Genomic DNA, 17275 nt, shown 5'->3' on the forward strand with positions numbered 1-17275 from the left:
AGCCCCGCGGAGTGCCCGGCTGTTCGCGCTGGGCAACTCGCGGGGCTGTCTCGTGGCAAAAACTGCCCAAAGGGTACATAATAGTTTATTGAGTAAACTAACGACTTAGGCAGGGCTACCTACGCACTGTCGCGCTGATGGCTGGAGAGATAATGACTGACCTTATCGACACCACAGAGATGTACTTGCGCACTATTCTCGAACTGGAGGAAGAGGGCATCGTCCCCATGCGCGCGCGCATCGCCGAGCGTCTGGAGCACTCCGGCCCGACCGTTTCCCAGACTGTGGCCCGCATGGAGAAGCACGGACTGCTCACCGTTGAGCCTGACCGCCACCTGGAGCTGACCGACGAGGGCCGCCAGAAGGCCGTCGAGGTGATGCGCAAGCACCGCCTGGCTGAGCGTCTGCTTTCCGATATTATTGGCCTGGACCTCGAGTATGTGCACGAAGAGGCCTGCCGCTGGGAGCACGTCATGAGCGATAAGGTCGAGAAGCGCATCCTGCAGATGCTGAACGAGCCGAAGTTCTCCCCCTACGGCAACGCCATTCCCGGTCTGGAAGAGCTGGGCATTGTGAGCGAGAAGAACGACGAGCGCACCGTGCCGATGTCTCTGGCCGCTCGCGATTCGGGCCCCGAGGACCGTTTCACGATTTCCCGTTTCCCCGAGTCCATTCAGACCGACGTTGAGCTGCTGAAGCTTCTGGCGGATGCGGGCATCGTCTACGGCGCCTCGGTGTCGGTTGTGGCCGGCCAGAATGATGACGTGATCGTTCACGCCGACGGCGAGGACGATACCCTGTCCCTGGATATGGACGTGGCAAACGCAATTGTGGTCAAGCGCGGCGGCAACCTCTAAGCTCTCATTCTGAGAGTCTGCTAACCCAGTTCACGCTAAACGGTGGTATTGCCTTCCTTTGTGGAGGCGGTGCCACCGTTTTTGTGCACGTGTTAGGGCTGCTCGGTCTTGCGGGGAGGCTTCGGGAGGCTGAGGTGCCTAGTGGGTGGGGTATTTCAGAGTTTGGTCATGTGCGCGGGCGCATATACTCCTCTCTCAAGGTTTTAGCAACTGCGCTCGAGTGCATTTTTCGCGTTTTTCGCTTAAATCTGAAGTTGAAACTGAGGGAAACGCCGATGTTTGAGCAATCTCTGAGAATGGACACTTAAGAAATAAGGGTCATCTTTGAGAATTTTGAACCCTGTCCTTAATGGGTGATGGCGCATTAAAAGCGAATGTGCATCCTTGTGAAGTACCTAGTCAAGAGCCTTAAGCGGTAGTTGTTGGTTCCGTTAAGAGGGAGTCAACTGCCTGGAGTACCAAGTTTTCCCCCCAGGGTGAAAGTTCAAAATTTAAGTCCGAATGAAGTGACAACTGGGAGTTTTCTGTGTATTCTCGTTTCTGTGCTCAAATCCTCATCGTAAGAGGGCACCGTCGAAGCGGTTCCGCTGAGTTCTGCCAACGCTTCGATGAACGTCTACCCAGAATGGCAGAAGCGGGGGACCCAATCCCCAAGCTGGGATACGGCTTCTCACTCGAGAAGCCTTGGGGCTAAGTCACTTCGGTGGCCGAGCGAATCCATGCTCGAGCCCGACAGCTCACCTCGTCAGGCAATGGAGGAAACAATGGCTAAGAAGATCGTACGTACCGCAGGTGCAACCCTCGCAGCAGGCGCAGTTCTGCTCGGCTCGACCGTTCCCGCGAACGCATTCGCACAGATTCCCGCTGCTGCTGATCTGTCCTACGACTACACCAACTACGAGTTCGACTACACCAGCTACAACACCCCCGCAACCACCTACGTTGCACCCCAGGCTCAGGCACAGCAGACCTACGTTGCTCCCGCAGCAGCCCAGGCTCCCGCTGCACCCGCAGCTGAGACCACCTACGTAGCACCCCAGGCTGAGACCCAGCAGGCTTACGTTGCTCCCGTAGCAACCCAGGAGCAGGCTGCTCCCGCTGCTTCCTCCAACACCGGTAACGCTTCCCGCGACGCAATCGTCGCAACCGCAATGAGCGGCCTGGGCGGCTCCTACGTTTGGGGCGGCAAGACCTTCGGTGCATGGGACTGCTCCGGCTTCACCTCTTGGGTTTTCGCTCAGCACGGCATCAAGCTGACCGCTTTCACCTACGCAATGAAGAACGAGCTGCGCCCCACCTCTAACCCCCAGCCCGGCGACATCGTCTTCCAGAACGGCTACAGCCACGTTGGTATCTACCTGGGCGATGGCAAGATGATCTCCGCTCTGAACCCCACCAACGGTACCCTGGTGCACCCCACCTCCTGGATGTCCGTTGATGGCTACTACACCGCTCTCTAAGCCTTAGTGCATAAGAGCTGGGTCTAGCCCAACATACTTCGAAAAGGCGCCTACCCCGCACGGGGTGGGCGCTTTTTTGCGTGCCCATTCAGCGCGCAGAATACCGCCGAGAGCGCACGTGCACACTCGGCGGTATGCATTTTGGGGTGCTTCTCTACGGTGTGAGACTACGGGACGAGAGCCTGCAGGAGCGTCTGCGGGGCCTGTTCCCACTCGGCGAGTTCCCCACACAGATTGGCCCGTGCGGGCTCCTCCCAAAGTTCGCGGGCTCGCTCGGAGAGAAAGATGCGCTCGCGCTCTAGGACGGAGTGCAGGAAGCTCGTGCGGCCGGTGCGGAACGCCTCATCATCGAAGTGGGAGTACTCGCTACGCACCCCGCGCAGGTAGCGGCGGTAGCGTGCCGGCTCGGCAGCCAGAATCGCTATGTCTGCGTCAAGGAAGAACTCAATATCTGCCGGATTGTAGCCCGCCGGTAGTTCGGTGGACTCGGGCAGCTCGTGGGTTGCCGTGGCGCGAACCAGAAGACGCACCAGCTGTAGCTCCTCTTCGCTCAGCAGACCAGCGACGACCAGCGGCTCCAGGGAGGCGCCCGCCAGCTGTTCGCTGCGGCGCTCATCCTCACCCGGCGCGCCCTCGTAAACCGCGTCGTGGAACCACGCCGCCAGAACCAGCGGCAGGGGAGTGGAACCTGTATGCGAGTGGGGGGCATATAGGCGGTCCAGATCGGTGAGCATCTGCGAAAGGTGCCCGCTGTGGTGGTAGGCGCGGTGCGGCTGCTCCCACGCCTGCAGCAGGCGCTCGCCCAACTCAGCCACCTGTGCCGCAAGTCGGGCCCGCGACTCGGCGGACGCATCCGCACGCTCGAGGCGGGGCGCAAACGCCGCCTCCCAGGTGCGAAGCAGGCGCGGGCGGATCTTCTCGGGGCGTTCCTTTAGGGGGATGCGCAGGCCGCTCGCAATGAGCGTACGGGTCAGCTGTGCGCCGCTGAGCTCAATCGCGCCCGCCTGCACCAGCTCCTCGTAGCGGTGCGCCGGTACATCGTAGTGGTCGCGGTCGAAGGCACGCTCGCTAATGCCCGCCGCCGCGGCGAACTCGTGCAGTTCCGCCAGGGATGCATCGGAGATGAGGTGCGAGAAAACGGTGCCGTGCGCGGGCCAGACGGGTGGGTCAATGTAGATGCTCATTCGTACATTGTAGGAGCGGTTCTGCCGCCGGGCGCGGGTGTCTTCGGGCGGTGAACGCAGAGTGGAGGCGAATCGCGCAGGCCTCAGAGGTTTCTGAACACTGTGCCGACCCGCGACGCGCGGTGCTTTATACTGGATAGGTACGCCCTCGTAGCTCAGGGGATAGAGCACTTCTCTCCTAAAGAAGGTGTCGGACGTTCGAATCGTCTCGGGGGCACACATATGACAGAACCGCCCGTCGCTTGCACTAGCAGGCGCGGGCGGTTTCTCGTCTCCGAGTGAACGAGGGGCGGCCGGGCGACCAAGCGGGTGGGAGCGGGGGAGTAAATGCGGTAGCATGGAATATCGAACGTGTATTCTAGGTAGCGAGGTAGACGATGAGCGATAAGCCCGAACAGCAGAAGCAGCCCTTCACCGAACAGGACGGCCTCTTCGCCGCCGAACTCATCGCCCCCGCAGCACCGGCGGACCCCGCTCCAATTGACCCTGCACCGGCGGACGAGCCGCCCTTCGACCCGTACTACGACGTACCCCCTGCCGAAGACGACTACTACGCGCCTCCCATGGACGCCGCAGTGATGGACGCCCCGATGATGGAGGCGTCCGCTCAGGATGTACCCGGCGCCCTGCCCACCGGCATGCCCGCCTACAGCGCTCCCGTTACCAGCGCCCCCGAACCCGGCGCGCCCGCAGCCTTCGCCGCCGACCCGCTCGGCGACTTTATGCCGCCCGCCTACCGCGTCGGCGGTTACGGCGAGGACTTCGACCCCGCCGATCCCTACGGTGAACGCACCTACAGCCTGAGCACCGTAGACCCCGCCTCCCTCACCACCGGGCTCAACGACCGCCAGGAAGAGGCCGTACTGCACTCCGGCTCGCCCCTGCTCATTGTCGCGGGCGCCGGCTCCGGCAAGACTCGCGTGCTCACCCACCGCATCGCCTACCTGCTCGCAACCCACCGCGCGACCCCCGGCCAGATTCTCGCCATCACCTTCACCAACAAGGCCGCAGCCGAAATGCGTGAACGTATCGAGGCGCTGGTTGGCCCGCGCGCCAAGCACATGTGGATTTCTACTTTCCACAGCTTCTGCGTGCGCGTGCTGCGCCGTGAGGCCGCCGCCCTGGGTCTGAAGTCCACCTTCACGATCTACGATTCAACTGACTCGCAGCGCCTGCTGAGCCTCATCATTAAAGAGCTCAACCTGGACACCAAGAAGTTCACCGCCAAGGCTGTGGGCAACCGCATTTCAGCGCTGAAGAACGAGCTGGTCAGCGCCGAAGCGTACGCATCCCGCGTGGCGAGCGATAACCCGTACGAGAAGACCATCTCGCAGATCTACACCGTCTACACGCAGCGTCTGCGTGCCGCCAACTCCCTCGACTTTGACGATCTGATTGGCCGCACCGTCTTCCTGCTGAAGAAGTTCCCCGAAATCGCGAACTACTACCGCCGCAAGTTCCGCCACATCCTCGTGGACGAGTACCAGGACACCAACCACGCCCAGTACCAGCTGGTGCGCGAGCTGGTCGGCGCCCACACGAAGGCACCGGCTGACCGCGGCCCCTACCCGGACGCGGTGCCCCCTGCCGAGCTGACCGTCGTGGGTGACTCCGACCAGTCCATCTACGCCTTCCGCGGCGCGGACATCCGCAATATTACGGACTTCGAGAAGGACTACCCGAACGCCCACACGATCCTGCTGGAGCAGAACTACCGTTCCACACAGAACATCCTCTCCGCGGCGAACGCGGTCATCGAACGCAACCCCGACCGTCGACCCAAGAAGCTGTGGACCGCCTCCGGCGCGGGCGCGAAAATCATCGGTTACGTGGCCGAATCCGAGCACGCCGAGGCACGCTTCATCACCCGTGAAATTGACCGCTTGGCGGACGAGCACGGCGTGCAGCCCGGTGACGTTGCCATCTTCTACCGCACCAACGCGCAGTCCCGAACCCTCGAGGACATGCTCATGCGCGCCGGCCTGCCCTACCGCGTGGTCGGCGGTACCCGCTTCTACGAGCGTAAGGAAATCAAGGATGCGCTCGCCTACCTGCGCGCCCTGAGCAACCCCGATGACGACGTGAACGTGCGCCGTATTCTGAACGAACCCAAGCGCGGTATCGGTGCCAAGTCCGAGTCCGTGGTGGCCGATTACGCGACCGCTCACCGCATCTCCTTCTACGCCGCCGCACGCCAGGCAGCCGATGTTCCGGGTCTGGGCGCCGCCGCGGTCAAGAAGTACGCCGAGTTTGTGCGCCTCATGGATGACCTGGCGCAGATTGCCCGCACCGAACCTGCCGCAACCTGCCTGGAAGCGGTCCTGGAGCAGACCGGGTACCTGGCGGCTCTGCGCGCCTCCAAGGACATTCAGGACGAATCGCGCGTGGAGAACCTCTCCGAGCTACTTGACGCCATGGTCGAGTTCGAGACCGAGAACCCCGGCGCCGACCTGGAGCAGTTCCTCGAACACGTGGCTCTAGTCGCTGATGCCGACTCGATCCCGAACCGCCCCGCCAGCGCGGAGGGCGAGAACGCCTCCGCCGCACAGATTGCCGCCGAAGCCGCCGAGGCGAAGGCGCAGGGCATGGTCACCCTCATGACCCTGCACACCGCCAAGGGCCTGGAGTTCCCCGTGGTGTTCCTGACCGGCATGGAGCACGGTCTGTTCCCGCATCAGCGCGCCCTGACCGACGAGAAGGAGATGAGCGAGGAACGCCGCCTGGCGTACGTGGGTCTGACCCGCGCCATGGAGCGCCTGTACCTGACCCGCTCGGAGACCCGCACCATGTGGGGTAAGAGCCAGTTCAACCCGCCCTCGCCCTTCCTGGAGGAGATTCCGGAGGAGCTGATTGAGTGGAAGCGCACCGCGGGCTTCTCTGGCTTCGGTGCCTCGGGCATGGGGGCCTACGGCGCTCGCGGCGGCGGTTCTTACGGCAGTGGTTCCTACGGTAGCTCCTACGGTGGTGGCTACTCGGGTGGTTCCCGTTCCGGCTACGGTTCCGGCGGGTACTCGGGCGGGTACAGTTCCGGTGGCTCGCGCGGCTCATACGATCCCTACGAGTCCCGCCCCGCACACCGCTCCGAGCCGTCCACCGCGGATATTAACGGTTCGGCGAGCTACGGGCTGGCGGCGGCTACCGCCTCCTCTAAGGTGACGAACCGTTCCCGCGTGCACCAGAGTAAGGAAATCCCGACCCTGGCGGTTGGCGATACCGTGCGCCACACCAAGTTCGGCGAGGGTCGCGTGCTCGCAGTTGAGGGTAGCGGCGATAAGACCGTGGCGAAGGTGCGCTTCGGTTCGGAAGAGAAGCGCCTGCTGTTGCGTTACGCGCCGCTGGAGAAGGTCTCCTAACGCTGCCCGGTGATAAACGTGGAGGGGCGGGCATCCGATGATGTCCGCCCCTGCCTTGCGCGTGCTTTAGGTGCATGGCTCCTAAACCTTTTCCCGGCATGCGATACGCGGTGATATCCACCCCGCAATATCTGTGACCTAAGTCGCTAAAATCCCGTATTTCGGGCTCCGTGAGTGCGAGCTCACGCCGAATCCGATAGAGTAGAAACGAGAGAAATTCCCCGCGTCAATGATGCGCGTGCGCCGGGTGCGAGAGACCCCTATCGCACCGTAGCGGGCACATGGGGAATACTCCTCTAATGACCAGGCCGAGCGTACACCGCGCTCGGCACCACTTCGAAGAAGAAGGACACCTGTGGACCTTTTCGAATACCAGGCGCGCGAGCTCTTCGCCAAGCACGGCGTTCCCGTGCTCAAGGGCATTGTTGCGACCACCCCTGAAGAAGCAAAGGCAGCAGCTGAGGAAATTGGCGGCCTGACCGTCATCAAGGCTCAGGTTAAGACCGGCGGCCGCGGTAAGGCCGGCGGCGTGAAGCTCGCAAAGTCCCCCGAAGAGGCTTACGAGCACGCTAAGGCAATTCTCGGCATGGACATCAAGGGCCACACCGTTCACCGCGTGCTGGTCGCCGACGGCGCAGACATCGCTGAAGAGTACTACTTCTCCCTCCTGCTGGACCGTGCAAACCGCTCTTACCTGGCAATGTGCTCGGTTGAAGGCGGTATGGAAATTGAGCAGCTGGCAGCTGAGCGTCCCGAGGCGCTGGCCAAGGTTGAGGTTGACCCGCTGGTCGGCCTGGACCAGGCTAAGGCCGAGGAGATTGTGAAGGCAGCAGGCTTCTCCGCAGAACTGCAGGAGAAGGTTGTTCCCGTCCTCGTCAAGCTGGGCGAAGTCTACACCAAGGAAGACGCAACCCTGGTTGAGGTTAACCCCCTCGTTCTGACCCCCGAGGGCACCATCCTCGCCCTGGACGGCAAGGTCTCCCTGGACGACAACGCAGAATTCCGCCAGCCCGAGCACGAGGCTCTCGTGGACAAGTCCGCTGAGAACCCGCTGGAAGCTAAGGCAAAGCAGTTCGACCTGAACTACGTGAAGCTGGACGGCGAGGTCGGCATCGTTGGTAACGGTGCAGGTCTGGTTATGTCCACCCTGGACGTCGTTGCATACGCCGGTGAGAACCACGGCAACGTCAAGCCCGCAAACTTCCTTGATATTGGTGGCGGCGCGTCCGCTGAGGTTATGGCTGCCGGCCTGGAAATCATTCTGGGCGACGAGCAGGTCAAGAGCGTTTTCGTGAACGTCTTCGGCGGCATCACCGCATGTGACGCAGTGGCCGACGGCATTGTGAAGGCTCTGGAGATTCTGGGCGACGCAGCAACCAAGCCCCTGGTTGTGCGCCTGGACGGCAACAACGTTGCTGAGGGTCGCCGCATCCTCTCCGAGGCGAACCACCCGCTGGTTGTTCTGGCTGAGACCATGGACTCCGGCGCTGACAAGGCAGCAGAGCTCGCTCACAAGGCGTAATCGCCAGCAAAGGATTTCAAGGAAGTAATATGTCTATCTTTGTGAACAAGGACTCCAAGGTCATCGTTCAGGGCATCACCGGTGGCGAGGGTACCAAGCACACCGCACGCATGCTCGCAGCAGGCACCAACATTGTGGGCGGCGTGAACGCCCGCAAGGCTGGCACCACCGTCACCCACAAGGCGAAGGACGGCTCCGACATCGAGCTGACCGTGTTCGGTACCGTGGCTGAGGCCATGGAGAAGACCGGTGCGAACGTCTCCATCGTCTTCGTTCCCCCAGCCTTCACCAAGGCAGCAGTTCTCGAGGCTATCGAGGCTAAGATTGGCCTCGTCGTCGTCATCACCGAGGGCGTTCCGGTTCAGGACTCCGCAGAATTCTGGGCAGCTGCTAAGGCATCCGTGGACGAGAACGGTAAGCAGATCACCCGCATCATCGGCCCCAACTGCCCCGGCATCATCTCCCCCGAGGAGTGCCTGGTCGGTATTATCCCGGCGAACATCACCGGCAAGGGCAAGATCGGTCTGGTCTCCAAGTCCGGTACCCTGACCTACCAGCTGATGTACGAGCTCTCCGACATCGGTTTCACCACCGCTATTGGTATTGGTGGCGACCCCATCATCGGCACCACCCACATCGACGCTCTGGAAGCTTTCGAAGCTGACCCCGAGACCGAGGCAATCGTCATGATTGGTGAGATCGGTGGTGACGCTGAGGAGCGTGCCGCTGAGTACATCAAGGCAAACGTGACCAAGCCCGTCGTTGGTTACATTGCGGGCTTCACCGCTCCCGAGGGTAAGACCATGGGCCACGCGGGCGCTATTGTCTCCGGTTCCTCCGGTACCGCTCAGGCGAAGAAGGAAGCTCTGGAAGCAGCAGGCGTGAAGGTCGGTAAGACCCCCTCCGAGGCTGCAAACCTGATGCGCGAAATCTTCGCAGCGAAGTAAACAGCATAGTATTGCGGCAGATGCCGGTAGTCGAAAGACTGTCGGCATCTGTGCTTTAACCGGGAGCTCAACAGAGACAGCGCCGAAGAACGCTCAGAGGCGCTGGGGGAGTGCACCGGGGAAAAGAGGAGGGTTGAGCCGCTCCAGCTGTCGAGCAGTGCTGGGATTTGAGGGTGCTTTTGAGGTGTTTGAACCATAGCGGTAGAACTTGCGACAGAAAGTAAGATTGTGCACATCCGCCCTAATTAAGGTGCAGATATGACCTCAACCTTTGTATACTGGAGTGCATTGAGCCTAGTCAGAATCATTCTTAGCGGCTCCAAGAAACATCACCACTCACAGGAGATCACCACACTCATGACCCAGCCCATCTCTCGCCGCGCCGTCGCCAAGGCGGGCGTCTGGTCCGCGCCCGTCGTCGCGGCCTCCGTAGCCGTACCCGCATACGCGGCTTCCAAGGAAACCCCCGGCGTTCAGTACGGTGTGTACGTCAGCGTACAGAACAACGGCGGCTACGTCGGCTACGCGTCCTCCAACAACACCGGCACCATCAACCCGGCGACCCCCGAGGCGCACTTCACCGCCACCACCAACCCCGACTCCGACATCAACTGGGACGACGCAACCTCCAAGCCCAAGTACACCACCTACGTCAACGGCGAAGGTAAGTTCACCCCCGTCACCAACTCCCAGACCGGCGCTAACGGCGCATACATGTCCTCCAGCGGCTTCTGGTGGTCCGTACCGACCAAGGACACCGCAACCGGCACCGGCTACATCCCCGGCGGCAGCGTCACCCTCGCAGCGGGTGCGACCTTCGTGACCGAGGTTGAGTACACCGTCTCCGCCAGCGCCCAGTCGCTCACCAAGCTCGGCAAGATCAACGGCCAGTCCTGGAGCCCCTCTAGCCGCCAGCTGACCGGTAAGACCACCGAGCTGGTCGCATCAGCAGGCCAGGCGAAGTACCTGTCCGTCGCGCAGACTGCCGGCATCTGGACCGCAGAGGTTCCGACCATCACCCAGAACTCTGACGGCACCTACACCTTCAAGGGTCGTATCGTCTACACCACCAGTAAGGCGTACACCATGAAGCAGTCCGGCACCAAGTACTACAGCCAGACCAACTTCATGCCGGCTCAGCTGCGATTCCCGGCAAACGACGGCTGGATCTCGTACAAGCAGACCTCCAGCGTGCAGGTCGCTAACCTGACCTACTCGAGCAACGGTGCAACCGGCTCCGAGAGCGTTTCCGGTCAGGCAACCACCGCGCAGATCAACCCGTAATCGGGCTAACCCGTAAGAGTTTCGGGTAAAGGCGTAAAGAAACCCCCGACGGGTGAGTTCAACTCACTCGTCGGGGGTTTCTGTATGCTCAGGATGCGGCACCCACGGGGGAGTGTAGAGCATACCTGAGTGGCTATATACACTTGTCTAAAGCTTATGTAGAGGATGAGGTTAGCCGACCGTCGTACCGAACGCCAGACCCAGCAGGTAGGTCACGAACGCCGCACCGTAACCAATCAGAATCTGGCGAATACCGCGCTTGAGCGGGGACGCACCCGAGAGCAGGCCCACCACGCCGCCGGTGAAGCCCAGCGCCGCACCCACGAACAGCAGGGACAGAATCATCGCGCCCACACCCGACATGCCAAAGATATAGGGCAGGATCGGGATCAGCGCGCCCGAGGCGAAGAACGAGAAAGACGCCGCAGCGGCACCAATATCGGTGCCCAGAGCCACGTTCTCCTCGCGCTCATCATCGTCATGATGCGACAGGGACGGATCGCAATCGCAGTCCAGGTAGCCGAAACGCTCCAGGGTACGGTGATGCGCAGCCTCCGGCTCCATGCCGCGGGCGCGGTAAATGAGCTCCAGCTCGTTCGAGTCCAAATCCAAATCGTGTGCAACACGCAGGGTAACCTGGGTCGGCTGGGACGCGTCCAGCAGCTCACGCTGGGAACGCACCGAGACGAACTCGCCCGCGGCCATCGACAGCGCACCCGCCAGCAGACCCGCAATACCCGAGAGCAGGACCATTGAGCTGGATGCGCCCGAGGCAGTAATACCCATAATCAGGGCCAGGTTTGAGACCAGGCCGTCGTTAGCGCCAAAGACCGCCGCACGGAAATTACCCGAAAGCTTCTCCCTGCCACTGGTCGCCAGGGCACGGATAATTTCCTCGTGAATCGCCTCATCAGCCGCCATTTCCTCGGTGGCGTCCGGATCCTCAGCGTAGGGGGAGCGGGACTCGGCGCGCTGAGCCATCGCCAGAATAAACACGGAACCGAAGTTCTTCGCCAGGAACTGTAGGAGCAGGGACTGCATGGACGGGCGCACATGCACATCCGCGTGCTCACCGAGCATATCGCGCCAGTGCTGCTGGTGACGCTTTTCTGCCTCCGCCACCTGCAGCAGAATTTCGCGGTCGGTACCCTCGGCACGCTTCGCCAGGTAGCGATAGATGCGCGCCTCGGATTCCTCGTCGGCCAGGTAACGGCGCCAACGCTTAATCTGCGCCGGGGTCGGGTCGGTAACCGCCCGGTGGCGTGCCGGCTCGCTCTGGAGCATCTCGGTTTCAGCGCCGTGCTCGTAGGGTGCGTGCGTACTCATAAATCCCTTCCGCGGATGCGGTGCGTGCGGTGCGTCTGGCCCCGCGCGCGCTGATAATGCGTTCAAATCTGTGTTGACCAGTGAACCACTGTAAAGCACTTGGAATCGGAAATCTAGGACGGCTCCACCGGGTGTTGAAGTTCGCCCCAACGTACTTTTGGGAGCCCCCGCGTCGAGGAATCTTTCCTGGTCGAAGCGCCGGAACGATGCGGTTGGTAGGCTGCGGGAAAGAGGGGTAGATAGCGCGACGCGGGTGTGCAAACGGGCGGGCGTTCCCACGCAGTGTGTGGGAACGCCCGCCCGAAGGTAAACATCTATTCCGGCTATGGGCCGGGAGCGCTCAGCCGGCCGGTAGCGGCCGGGATGAATTTAGCGATTATCGCCAGCTTTACTCGGAGATCTCGCCTGCGCTGTTCTCGAGGAATGCGCGGATGAACCACTGGAACTTCTCCAGCTCGGCGGTCTGGCCGATCAGCAGGTCCTCGGTGATGGGGTCGGTCTCGCCTGCGAAGGCCAGAGCCTTGCGGTGAGCCTCAATCACGCGGGTGTACACGTCGTTCAGGGCGCGCAGGTGGTCGGCAACGCGTGCGCGGCCAACGGGGTAATCCTCGACGGGGCGCTGTGCAACCATCGCGCCAGCCAGGCCGTTGGGGGTTGCGCCCAGGGTTGCCATACGCTCTGCGATAGCGTCAACGAACTCGCGAACGGTGTCGACCTGGGGGTCAATCATCTCGTGAACTGCGATGAAGCCGGGGCCGGTCACGTTCCAGTGGGCGTGCTTCAGAATCAGGTGCAGGTCGTTCAGGTCGTGCAGACGAGCCTGAAGGACGTCGGAGAGTTCCTTGCCGGTCTCGAGGGTCAGGCCGGGAGCGGTGTACTTTGCGAATGCCATGATGGTCTCCTTCATGATGCTGTGATACTTGTGGTTCGGTGGGATTTGTCGCCCCGCCGAATCGTTATTATGAGTAAATCATTTTAAGGAACCGCTGTCAAGGTTATTTTGAGTAATTCGTAATAAATCGTCACATGATGGGGTGTAGTGGAATCCTACTGGTTCACTAGCGCGCGAACCGCCTCCAGATTCAGCTCCTCGTGGCTCATGCGTGCGGTGCCCAGCTCCGCCGGAACCTCCAGCTCGCCCGGCACCACGATTACGCGCATACCCGCCGCGGTTGCACTGCGCACACCCGAGGGGGAATCCTCGATTGCCACGCACTGAGTCGGGTCAACGCCCAGGCGCTCGGCCGCCAAAAGATAGGGTTGCGGGTCCGGCTTGGGGTGGGTGGTCTCGTCGTTGCCAATAACGACCGAGAATGTGCCCTCGGGTGCGGCATCGGCGGTGCGGCGCGCAATGGAGGTGGTGGCGTTCGTGACGATAGCTGCGGGGATGTGTGCGTCGCGCACCTCGCGCAGGAAGGGTTCGATGCCCGGCAGGAATTCAACCTCTCGGTGGGAAAGGGCCTCGCGCACCTTTGCCACCAGCAGATCGTTAATCTCCTCGTCCGGCAGGTTCACGCCGCGCTCGCGCAGGCGATCCAGGGTGAACTGCATGGACAGGCCCAGGCAGTCGAGGGTGTCCTGCTCGGTCCAGGTGCCGCCAAATTCTGCGGTGAGAGCAACCTTGGCGGCGGCCCAGACGGGTTCGGTGTCGACGAGGGTTCCGTCGTGGTCGAAGAGAATCGCGGAGGGGAGGGTGTTCGTAGTCGTCATCTCTTAAGCCTACCGGTTTATTTCTGGGGCGACCGCAGGATAGCGTCCCCAATTGTTGCCAAAAAATCTGTGCCCGCGTTCTGAGGGTTCTTGGCAATAGTGAGCAGGGCATCGGCGACGTCCTCACGTGCAATGGTCGGGATACCCGGAGTGCGCTCGACGCTCGCCATATCAAATACCTTGACCCCGCCCCTGCCGGGCTTATCGGTCAGCCTGCCCGGATGCGCACGCGAAATATACGGCTGATATTCGGCGACCAGGGCGTCCGCCTTAACCTTGTCGGTAAAAATGCCGCGCATGATGACCTTGCAAACCAGGCGCATGGGCAGGGACGCGGTCCGTACCGTATCGCCCACGCCGTAGGCGCTCAGCAGAACGCAGTGCTTCACGCCTGCGCCCGTGACCGCCTCCATGATGAGAGGCAGTCGCTCCTGCAGGAACGTGCTGTGCAGAAACTCTCGCACCGTGGCCTTCTGGCCCAGGAGGCTGACCATGACGTCCTGCCCTGCGGAGGCTGCGGCGAGCCGCTCGGTATCGTTGAGGTCGCCGGGGGTGATGGTGAGGTTCGGGTGCGCCCCCAGTAGTGCTCGTGCCTTGCCGGGGTTGCGTACGTAGGCGGTGACCTAGTGCCCCTCCTCGAGGGCTTTGCGGGTGAAGAGGCGGCCGGTGCGGCCGGTTGCGCCTAGAACCAGTATTTTCATGTGGGTCCCCATTCTGAGTTGTGGTTGTGGGAGCCCGCAAGCGCCCAGTGCGGTCACTATAACAATAGGGGTTTTGGGTGGAGTTCATGGGCTGGAGTGTATGTTTTTGCCGCTTTATTCGTGCGAAGAGCCCATGGTTGTCGCCGAAATTTTAATCTCAAAAACCCTGGTTAACCCCTTGCGCAGAATAATTGAGTGTAGTAGACTCAAGTTATGTAATGCAGGGGCGCATAGGATAAGCCCTCGAAACACGAAAGGAACATTATGGACAACAAGTTCACCACCAAGAGTCAAGAAGTCATCTCGGCGGCAAATACTAACGCTCAAACCGCCGGTAACCCCACTATTGAAACCTCCCACATCCTCAAGGCCCTGATGGACCAGCGCGAAGGCATCGCAGTCTCCGTGCTGAAGGCTGCAGGCCTGGATGTCGACGCCATCTCCGAGGCTGCTTCCGCAGAAATCAAGAAGCTGCCCAAGGCATCCGGCACCTCCGTGCAGAACGCCTCCCTCAGCCGTTCCGCACTTTCTGCTCTGCAGGCAGCACAGACTCGCGCGGAGGGTTTCGGTGACAGCTACGTCTCCACCGAAATGATTCTGCTCGGCATCGCCAGCGGAACCGATAGCACCGCAACCGCAATGCACAAGCTCGGTGCTACCGCAGAGCTCATTGCACAGACCATCCCCAACGTCCGAGGAGACCGCACCGTGGACACCCCCGACCCCGAAGGCACCTTCCAGGCACTCGAAAAGTACGGCACCGACCTGACCGCCATTGCCCGCGCAGGCAAGCTTGACCCGGTTATCGGCCGTGACTCTGAGATTCGCCGCGTCGTGCAGGTGCTCTCCCGCCGTACCAAGAACAACCCCGTTCTGATTGGTGAGCCCGGCGTCGGTAAGACCGCCGTCGTGGAAGGCCTGGCACAGCGCATGGTTTCCGGCGACGTGCCCGAATCCCTGCGCGGCAAGACCCTCATCAGCCTGGATTTGGGCTCCATGGTCGCAGGCGCAAAGTACCGCGGTGAATTCGAGGAGCGCCTGAAGGCAGTCCTCGAAGAAATCAAGAAGTCCGAAGGCCAGATTGTTACCTTCATCGACGAGATTCACACCGTTGTTGGTGCCGGCGCATCCGAAGGTTCCATGGATGCGGGCAACATGCTCAAGCCCATGCTTGCCCGAGGCGAACTGCGCCTGATTGGTGCCACCACCCTGGACGAGTACCGCGAGAACATCGAGAAGGACCCCGCCCTGGAGCGCCGCTTCCAGCAGGTGTACGTGGGCGAGCCCAGCGTCGAGGACACCATCGGTATTCTGCGTGGCCTGAAAGAGCGCTACGAGGCACACCACAAGGTGCAGATTGCTGACTCCGCGCTGGTTGCCGCAGCAACCCTGTCTAACCGTTACATTCCTTCCCGTCAGCTGCCGGACAAGGCAATTGACCTGATTGACGAGGCAGCATCCCGCCTGCGCATGGAAATTGACTCCGCACCGGAGGAAATTGACCAGCTGCGCCGCGCCGTGGACCGTCTCACCATGGAGGAGCTGGCTCTTGCTGACGAGACCGATCCCGCATCGGTTGAGCGTCTGGAGGCCCTGCGCAAGGATATGGCTGACAAGAAGGAAGAGCTCGACGCCCTCAACGCTCGTTGGGAGGCTGAGAAGGCTAGCCTGAACCGCGTGGGCGACATCAAGACTCAGATCGACGAGCTGCGTTCCCGTGCAGAGGTTGCACAGCGCGAGGGTAACCTCGCCGAGGCATCCCGCCTGCTGTACGGCGAGATTCCCGCAAAGCAGGCTGAGCTGGAAGAAGCACAGCGCGCCGAGGACCGCGCCAAGAGCGAGTCCATGGTCTCTGAAGAGGTCACCGCAGATGATATCGCCGAGGTGATTTCCTCCTGGACCGGTATCCCCGCAGGCCGCATGATGCAGGGTGAGTCCGAGAAGCTGCTCGAAATGGAGAAGCGCATCGGTGCCCGCCTCATTGGCCAGGAAGCCGCAGTGGTGGCAGTCTCTGACGCCGTGCGCCGCGCCCGTGCCGGTATTTCCGACCCGAACCGCCCGATTGGTTCCTTCCTGTTCCTGGGCCCGACCGGTGTCGGTAAGACCGAGCTGGCTAAGGCACTGGCCGAGTTCCAGTTTGATGACGAGCGTGCCCTGGTGCGTATCGACATGAGCGAGTACTCCGAGAAGCACACCGTTTCTCGCCTGGTCGGTGCCCCTCCCGGATACGTCGGCCACGAAGAGGGCGGTCAGCTGACCGAGGCCGTGCGCCGTCGCCCCTACTCGGTGGTCCTGCTCGACGAGGTCGAGAAGGCACACCCCGAGGTCTTCGACATCCTGCTGCAGGTGCTCGATGACGGCCGCCTGACCGACGGTCAGGGCCGCACCGTGGACTTCCGTAACGTCATCCTGATTCTGACCTCGAACCTTGGTTCGCAGTACCTGGTCAACCAGGACCTGCCCTTCGACGAGCGCTCCGAGAAGGCCATGGAGGTTGTGCACCAGGCATTCCGCCCCGAGTTCCTCAACCGACTGGACGACATCATCATGTTCCAGCCCCTGTCGGCTGAGAACCTGGGTCAGATTGTGGGTCTGCAGGTCAAGAGCATGGCTAAGCGCCTGGAGGACCGCCGCCTCACCCTGAATGTCACCGAGGCAGCCCTCGAGTGGCTGGGCAAGACCGGCTACGACCCGGCATTCGGTGCCCGCCCGCTGCGCCGCCTGGTTCAGCGCGAGATTGGCGACCGCCTGGCTCGCGGCATCCTCTCCGGTGCCATCCACGACGGCGACACCGTGACCGTGGACGTGAACCCGGACGTTGCCAGTGACGGCCTGGTCGTGACCTCCGAGCGCGAGCAGAAGGCTGAGGACTAAACTCAACCGGTTGGCTGGGCGGACTTAGCCTGTGGCTGACTCCGCGAGTTCGAAACC

The 17275-nt window shown here is 61.8% G+C and carries 11 protein-coding genes, 1 tRNA gene, 1 pseudogene and 1 riboswitch; of the genes and pseudogenes, 8 read left to right on the forward strand and 5 right to left on the reverse strand.

Annotated features, from left to right (window positions below; genetic code table 11):
- Nucleotides 1-152 precede the first annotated feature (152 nt).
- Both AC3E6W_RS01340 and AC3E6W_RS01345 read left to right on the forward strand, forming a co-directional pair.
- The gene (locus AC3E6W_RS01340; RefSeq protein ID WP_049343159.1) at nucleotides 153-857 is read left to right on the forward strand and encodes an iron-dependent transcriptional repressor DtxR; all 705 of its coding nucleotides are present in this window, start codon (nucleotides 153-155) and stop codon (nucleotides 855-857) included.
- Between the two features lie 604 nt (nucleotides 858-1461).
- Nucleotides 1462-1622, forward strand: a riboswitch (cyclic di-AMP (ydaO/yuaA leader).
- Nucleotides 1622-2317: a C40 family peptidase gene (locus AC3E6W_RS01345; RefSeq protein WP_490652148.1), complete on the forward strand. Its 696-nt coding sequence runs from the start codon at nucleotides 1622-1624 to the stop codon at nucleotides 2315-2317. It overlaps the preceding riboswitch by 1 nt.
- 167 nt (nucleotides 2318-2484) lie before the next feature.
- Here AC3E6W_RS01345 and AC3E6W_RS01350 read toward each other — a convergent pair whose 3' ends face one another.
- Nucleotides 2485-3501: a DUF4031 domain-containing protein gene (locus AC3E6W_RS01350; RefSeq protein WP_485064208.1), complete on the reverse strand. Its 1017-nt coding sequence runs from the start codon at nucleotides 3499-3501 to the stop codon at nucleotides 2485-2487.
- Nucleotides 3502-3645: 144 nt separating this feature from the next.
- Here AC3E6W_RS01350 and AC3E6W_RS01355 point away from each other — a divergent pair.
- The 5 genes from AC3E6W_RS01355 to AC3E6W_RS01375 all read left to right on the forward strand — a co-directional run bounded on the left by AC3E6W_RS01355 (nucleotide 3646) and on the right by AC3E6W_RS01375 (nucleotide 10607).
- Nucleotides 3646-3718 (forward strand) — tRNA-Arg (locus AC3E6W_RS01355).
- 160 nt (nucleotides 3719-3878) lie between these two features.
- Nucleotides 3879-6854, forward strand: a complete 2976-nt coding sequence (locus AC3E6W_RS01360; protein WP_490652149.1) for a UvrD-helicase domain-containing protein — start codon at nucleotides 3879-3881, stop codon at nucleotides 6852-6854.
- Nucleotides 6855-7209: 355 nt separating this feature from the next.
- Nucleotides 7210-8376, forward strand: coding sequence for an ADP-forming succinate--CoA ligase subunit beta (gene sucC / locus AC3E6W_RS01365; protein ID WP_490652150.1), 1167 nt, complete (start codon nucleotides 7210-7212; stop codon nucleotides 8374-8376).
- A 29-nt stretch (nucleotides 8377-8405) separates the two neighbouring features.
- On the forward strand, nucleotides 8406-9323 hold the full coding sequence (gene sucD, locus AC3E6W_RS01370; protein ID WP_049331561.1) for a succinate--CoA ligase subunit alpha: 918 nt from the start codon (nucleotides 8406-8408) through the stop codon (nucleotides 9321-9323).
- A 357-nt stretch (nucleotides 9324-9680) separates the two neighbouring features.
- A complete protein-coding gene (locus AC3E6W_RS01375; RefSeq protein WP_485062542.1) occupies nucleotides 9681-10607 on the forward strand; it encodes an amino acid oxidase in 927 nt (308 codons plus the stop codon).
- A gap of 171 nt (nucleotides 10608-10778) precedes the next feature.
- On the opposite strand, the gene AC3E6W_RS01380 is transcribed toward AC3E6W_RS01375, so the two are convergent.
- The 4 genes and pseudogenes from AC3E6W_RS01380 to AC3E6W_RS01395 all read right to left on the reverse strand — a co-directional run.
- Complete coding sequence (locus AC3E6W_RS01380; protein WP_490652151.1) at nucleotides 10779-11933, reverse strand: VIT1/CCC1 transporter family protein; 1155 nt, start codon at nucleotides 11931-11933, stop codon at nucleotides 10779-10781.
- A 388-nt stretch (nucleotides 11934-12321) separates the two neighbouring features.
- Nucleotides 12322-12825 (reverse strand): DNA starvation/stationary phase protection protein Dps, encoded by a 504-nt coding sequence (gene dps / locus AC3E6W_RS01385; protein WP_294647654.1) that lies wholly within the window; start codon nucleotides 12823-12825, stop codon nucleotides 12322-12324.
- A gap of 155 nt (nucleotides 12826-12980) precedes the next feature.
- Nucleotides 12981-13643: an HAD family hydrolase gene (locus AC3E6W_RS01390; RefSeq protein ID WP_490646007.1), complete on the reverse strand. Its 663-nt coding sequence runs from the start codon at nucleotides 13641-13643 to the stop codon at nucleotides 12981-12983.
- A 17-nt stretch (nucleotides 13644-13660) separates the two neighbouring features.
- A pseudogene (locus AC3E6W_RS01395) lies at nucleotides 13661-14254 on the reverse strand (SDR family oxidoreductase); the annotation flags it as partial.
- 354 nt (nucleotides 14255-14608) lie between these two features.
- On the opposite strand from AC3E6W_RS01395, the gene clpB reads away from it, so the two are divergent.
- Complete coding sequence (clpB, locus tag AC3E6W_RS01400) at nucleotides 14609-17218, forward strand: ATP-dependent chaperone ClpB (protein ID WP_490652152.1); 2610 nt, start codon at nucleotides 14609-14611, stop codon at nucleotides 17216-17218.
- Nucleotides 17219-17275 lie beyond the last annotated feature (57 nt).

It is taken from the genome of Rothia sp. SCPM-O-B-18226 (M350), assembly GCF_058213595.1.

Bases quoted from the DNA above. Each gene is read 5' to 3' on its own strand.
- AC3E6W_RS01340 (WP_049343159.1), top strand. From the start codon at position 153: ATGACTGACCTTATCGACACCACAGAGATGTACTTGCGCACTATTCTC.
- AC3E6W_RS01345 (WP_490652148.1), top strand. From the start codon at position 1,622: ATGGCTAAGAAGATCGTACGTACCGCAGGTGCAACCCTCGCAGCAGGC.
- AC3E6W_RS01350 (WP_485064208.1), bottom strand. From the start codon at position 3,501: ATGAGCATCTACATTGACCCACCCGTCTGGCCCGCGCACGGCACCGTT.
- AC3E6W_RS01360 (WP_490652149.1), top strand. From the start codon at position 3,879: ATGAGCGATAAGCCCGAACAGCAGAAGCAGCCCTTCACCGAACAGGAC.
- sucD (WP_049331561.1), top strand. From the start codon at position 8,406: ATGTCTATCTTTGTGAACAAGGACTCCAAGGTCATCGTTCAGGGCATC.
- AC3E6W_RS01375 (WP_485062542.1), top strand. From the start codon at position 9,681: ATGACCCAGCCCATCTCTCGCCGCGCCGTCGCCAAGGCGGGCGTCTGG.
- AC3E6W_RS01380 (WP_490652151.1), bottom strand. From the start codon at position 11,933: ATGAGTACGCACGCACCCTACGAGCACGGCGCTGAAACCGAGATGCTC.
- dps (WP_294647654.1), bottom strand. From the start codon at position 12,825: ATGGCATTCGCAAAGTACACCGCTCCCGGCCTGACCCTCGAGACCGGC.
- AC3E6W_RS01390 (WP_490646007.1), bottom strand. From the start codon at position 13,643: ATGACGACTACGAACACCCTCCCCTCCGCGATTCTCTTCGACCACGAC.
- clpB (WP_490652152.1), top strand. From the start codon at position 14,609: ATGGACAACAAGTTCACCACCAAGAGTCAAGAAGTCATCTCGGCGGCA.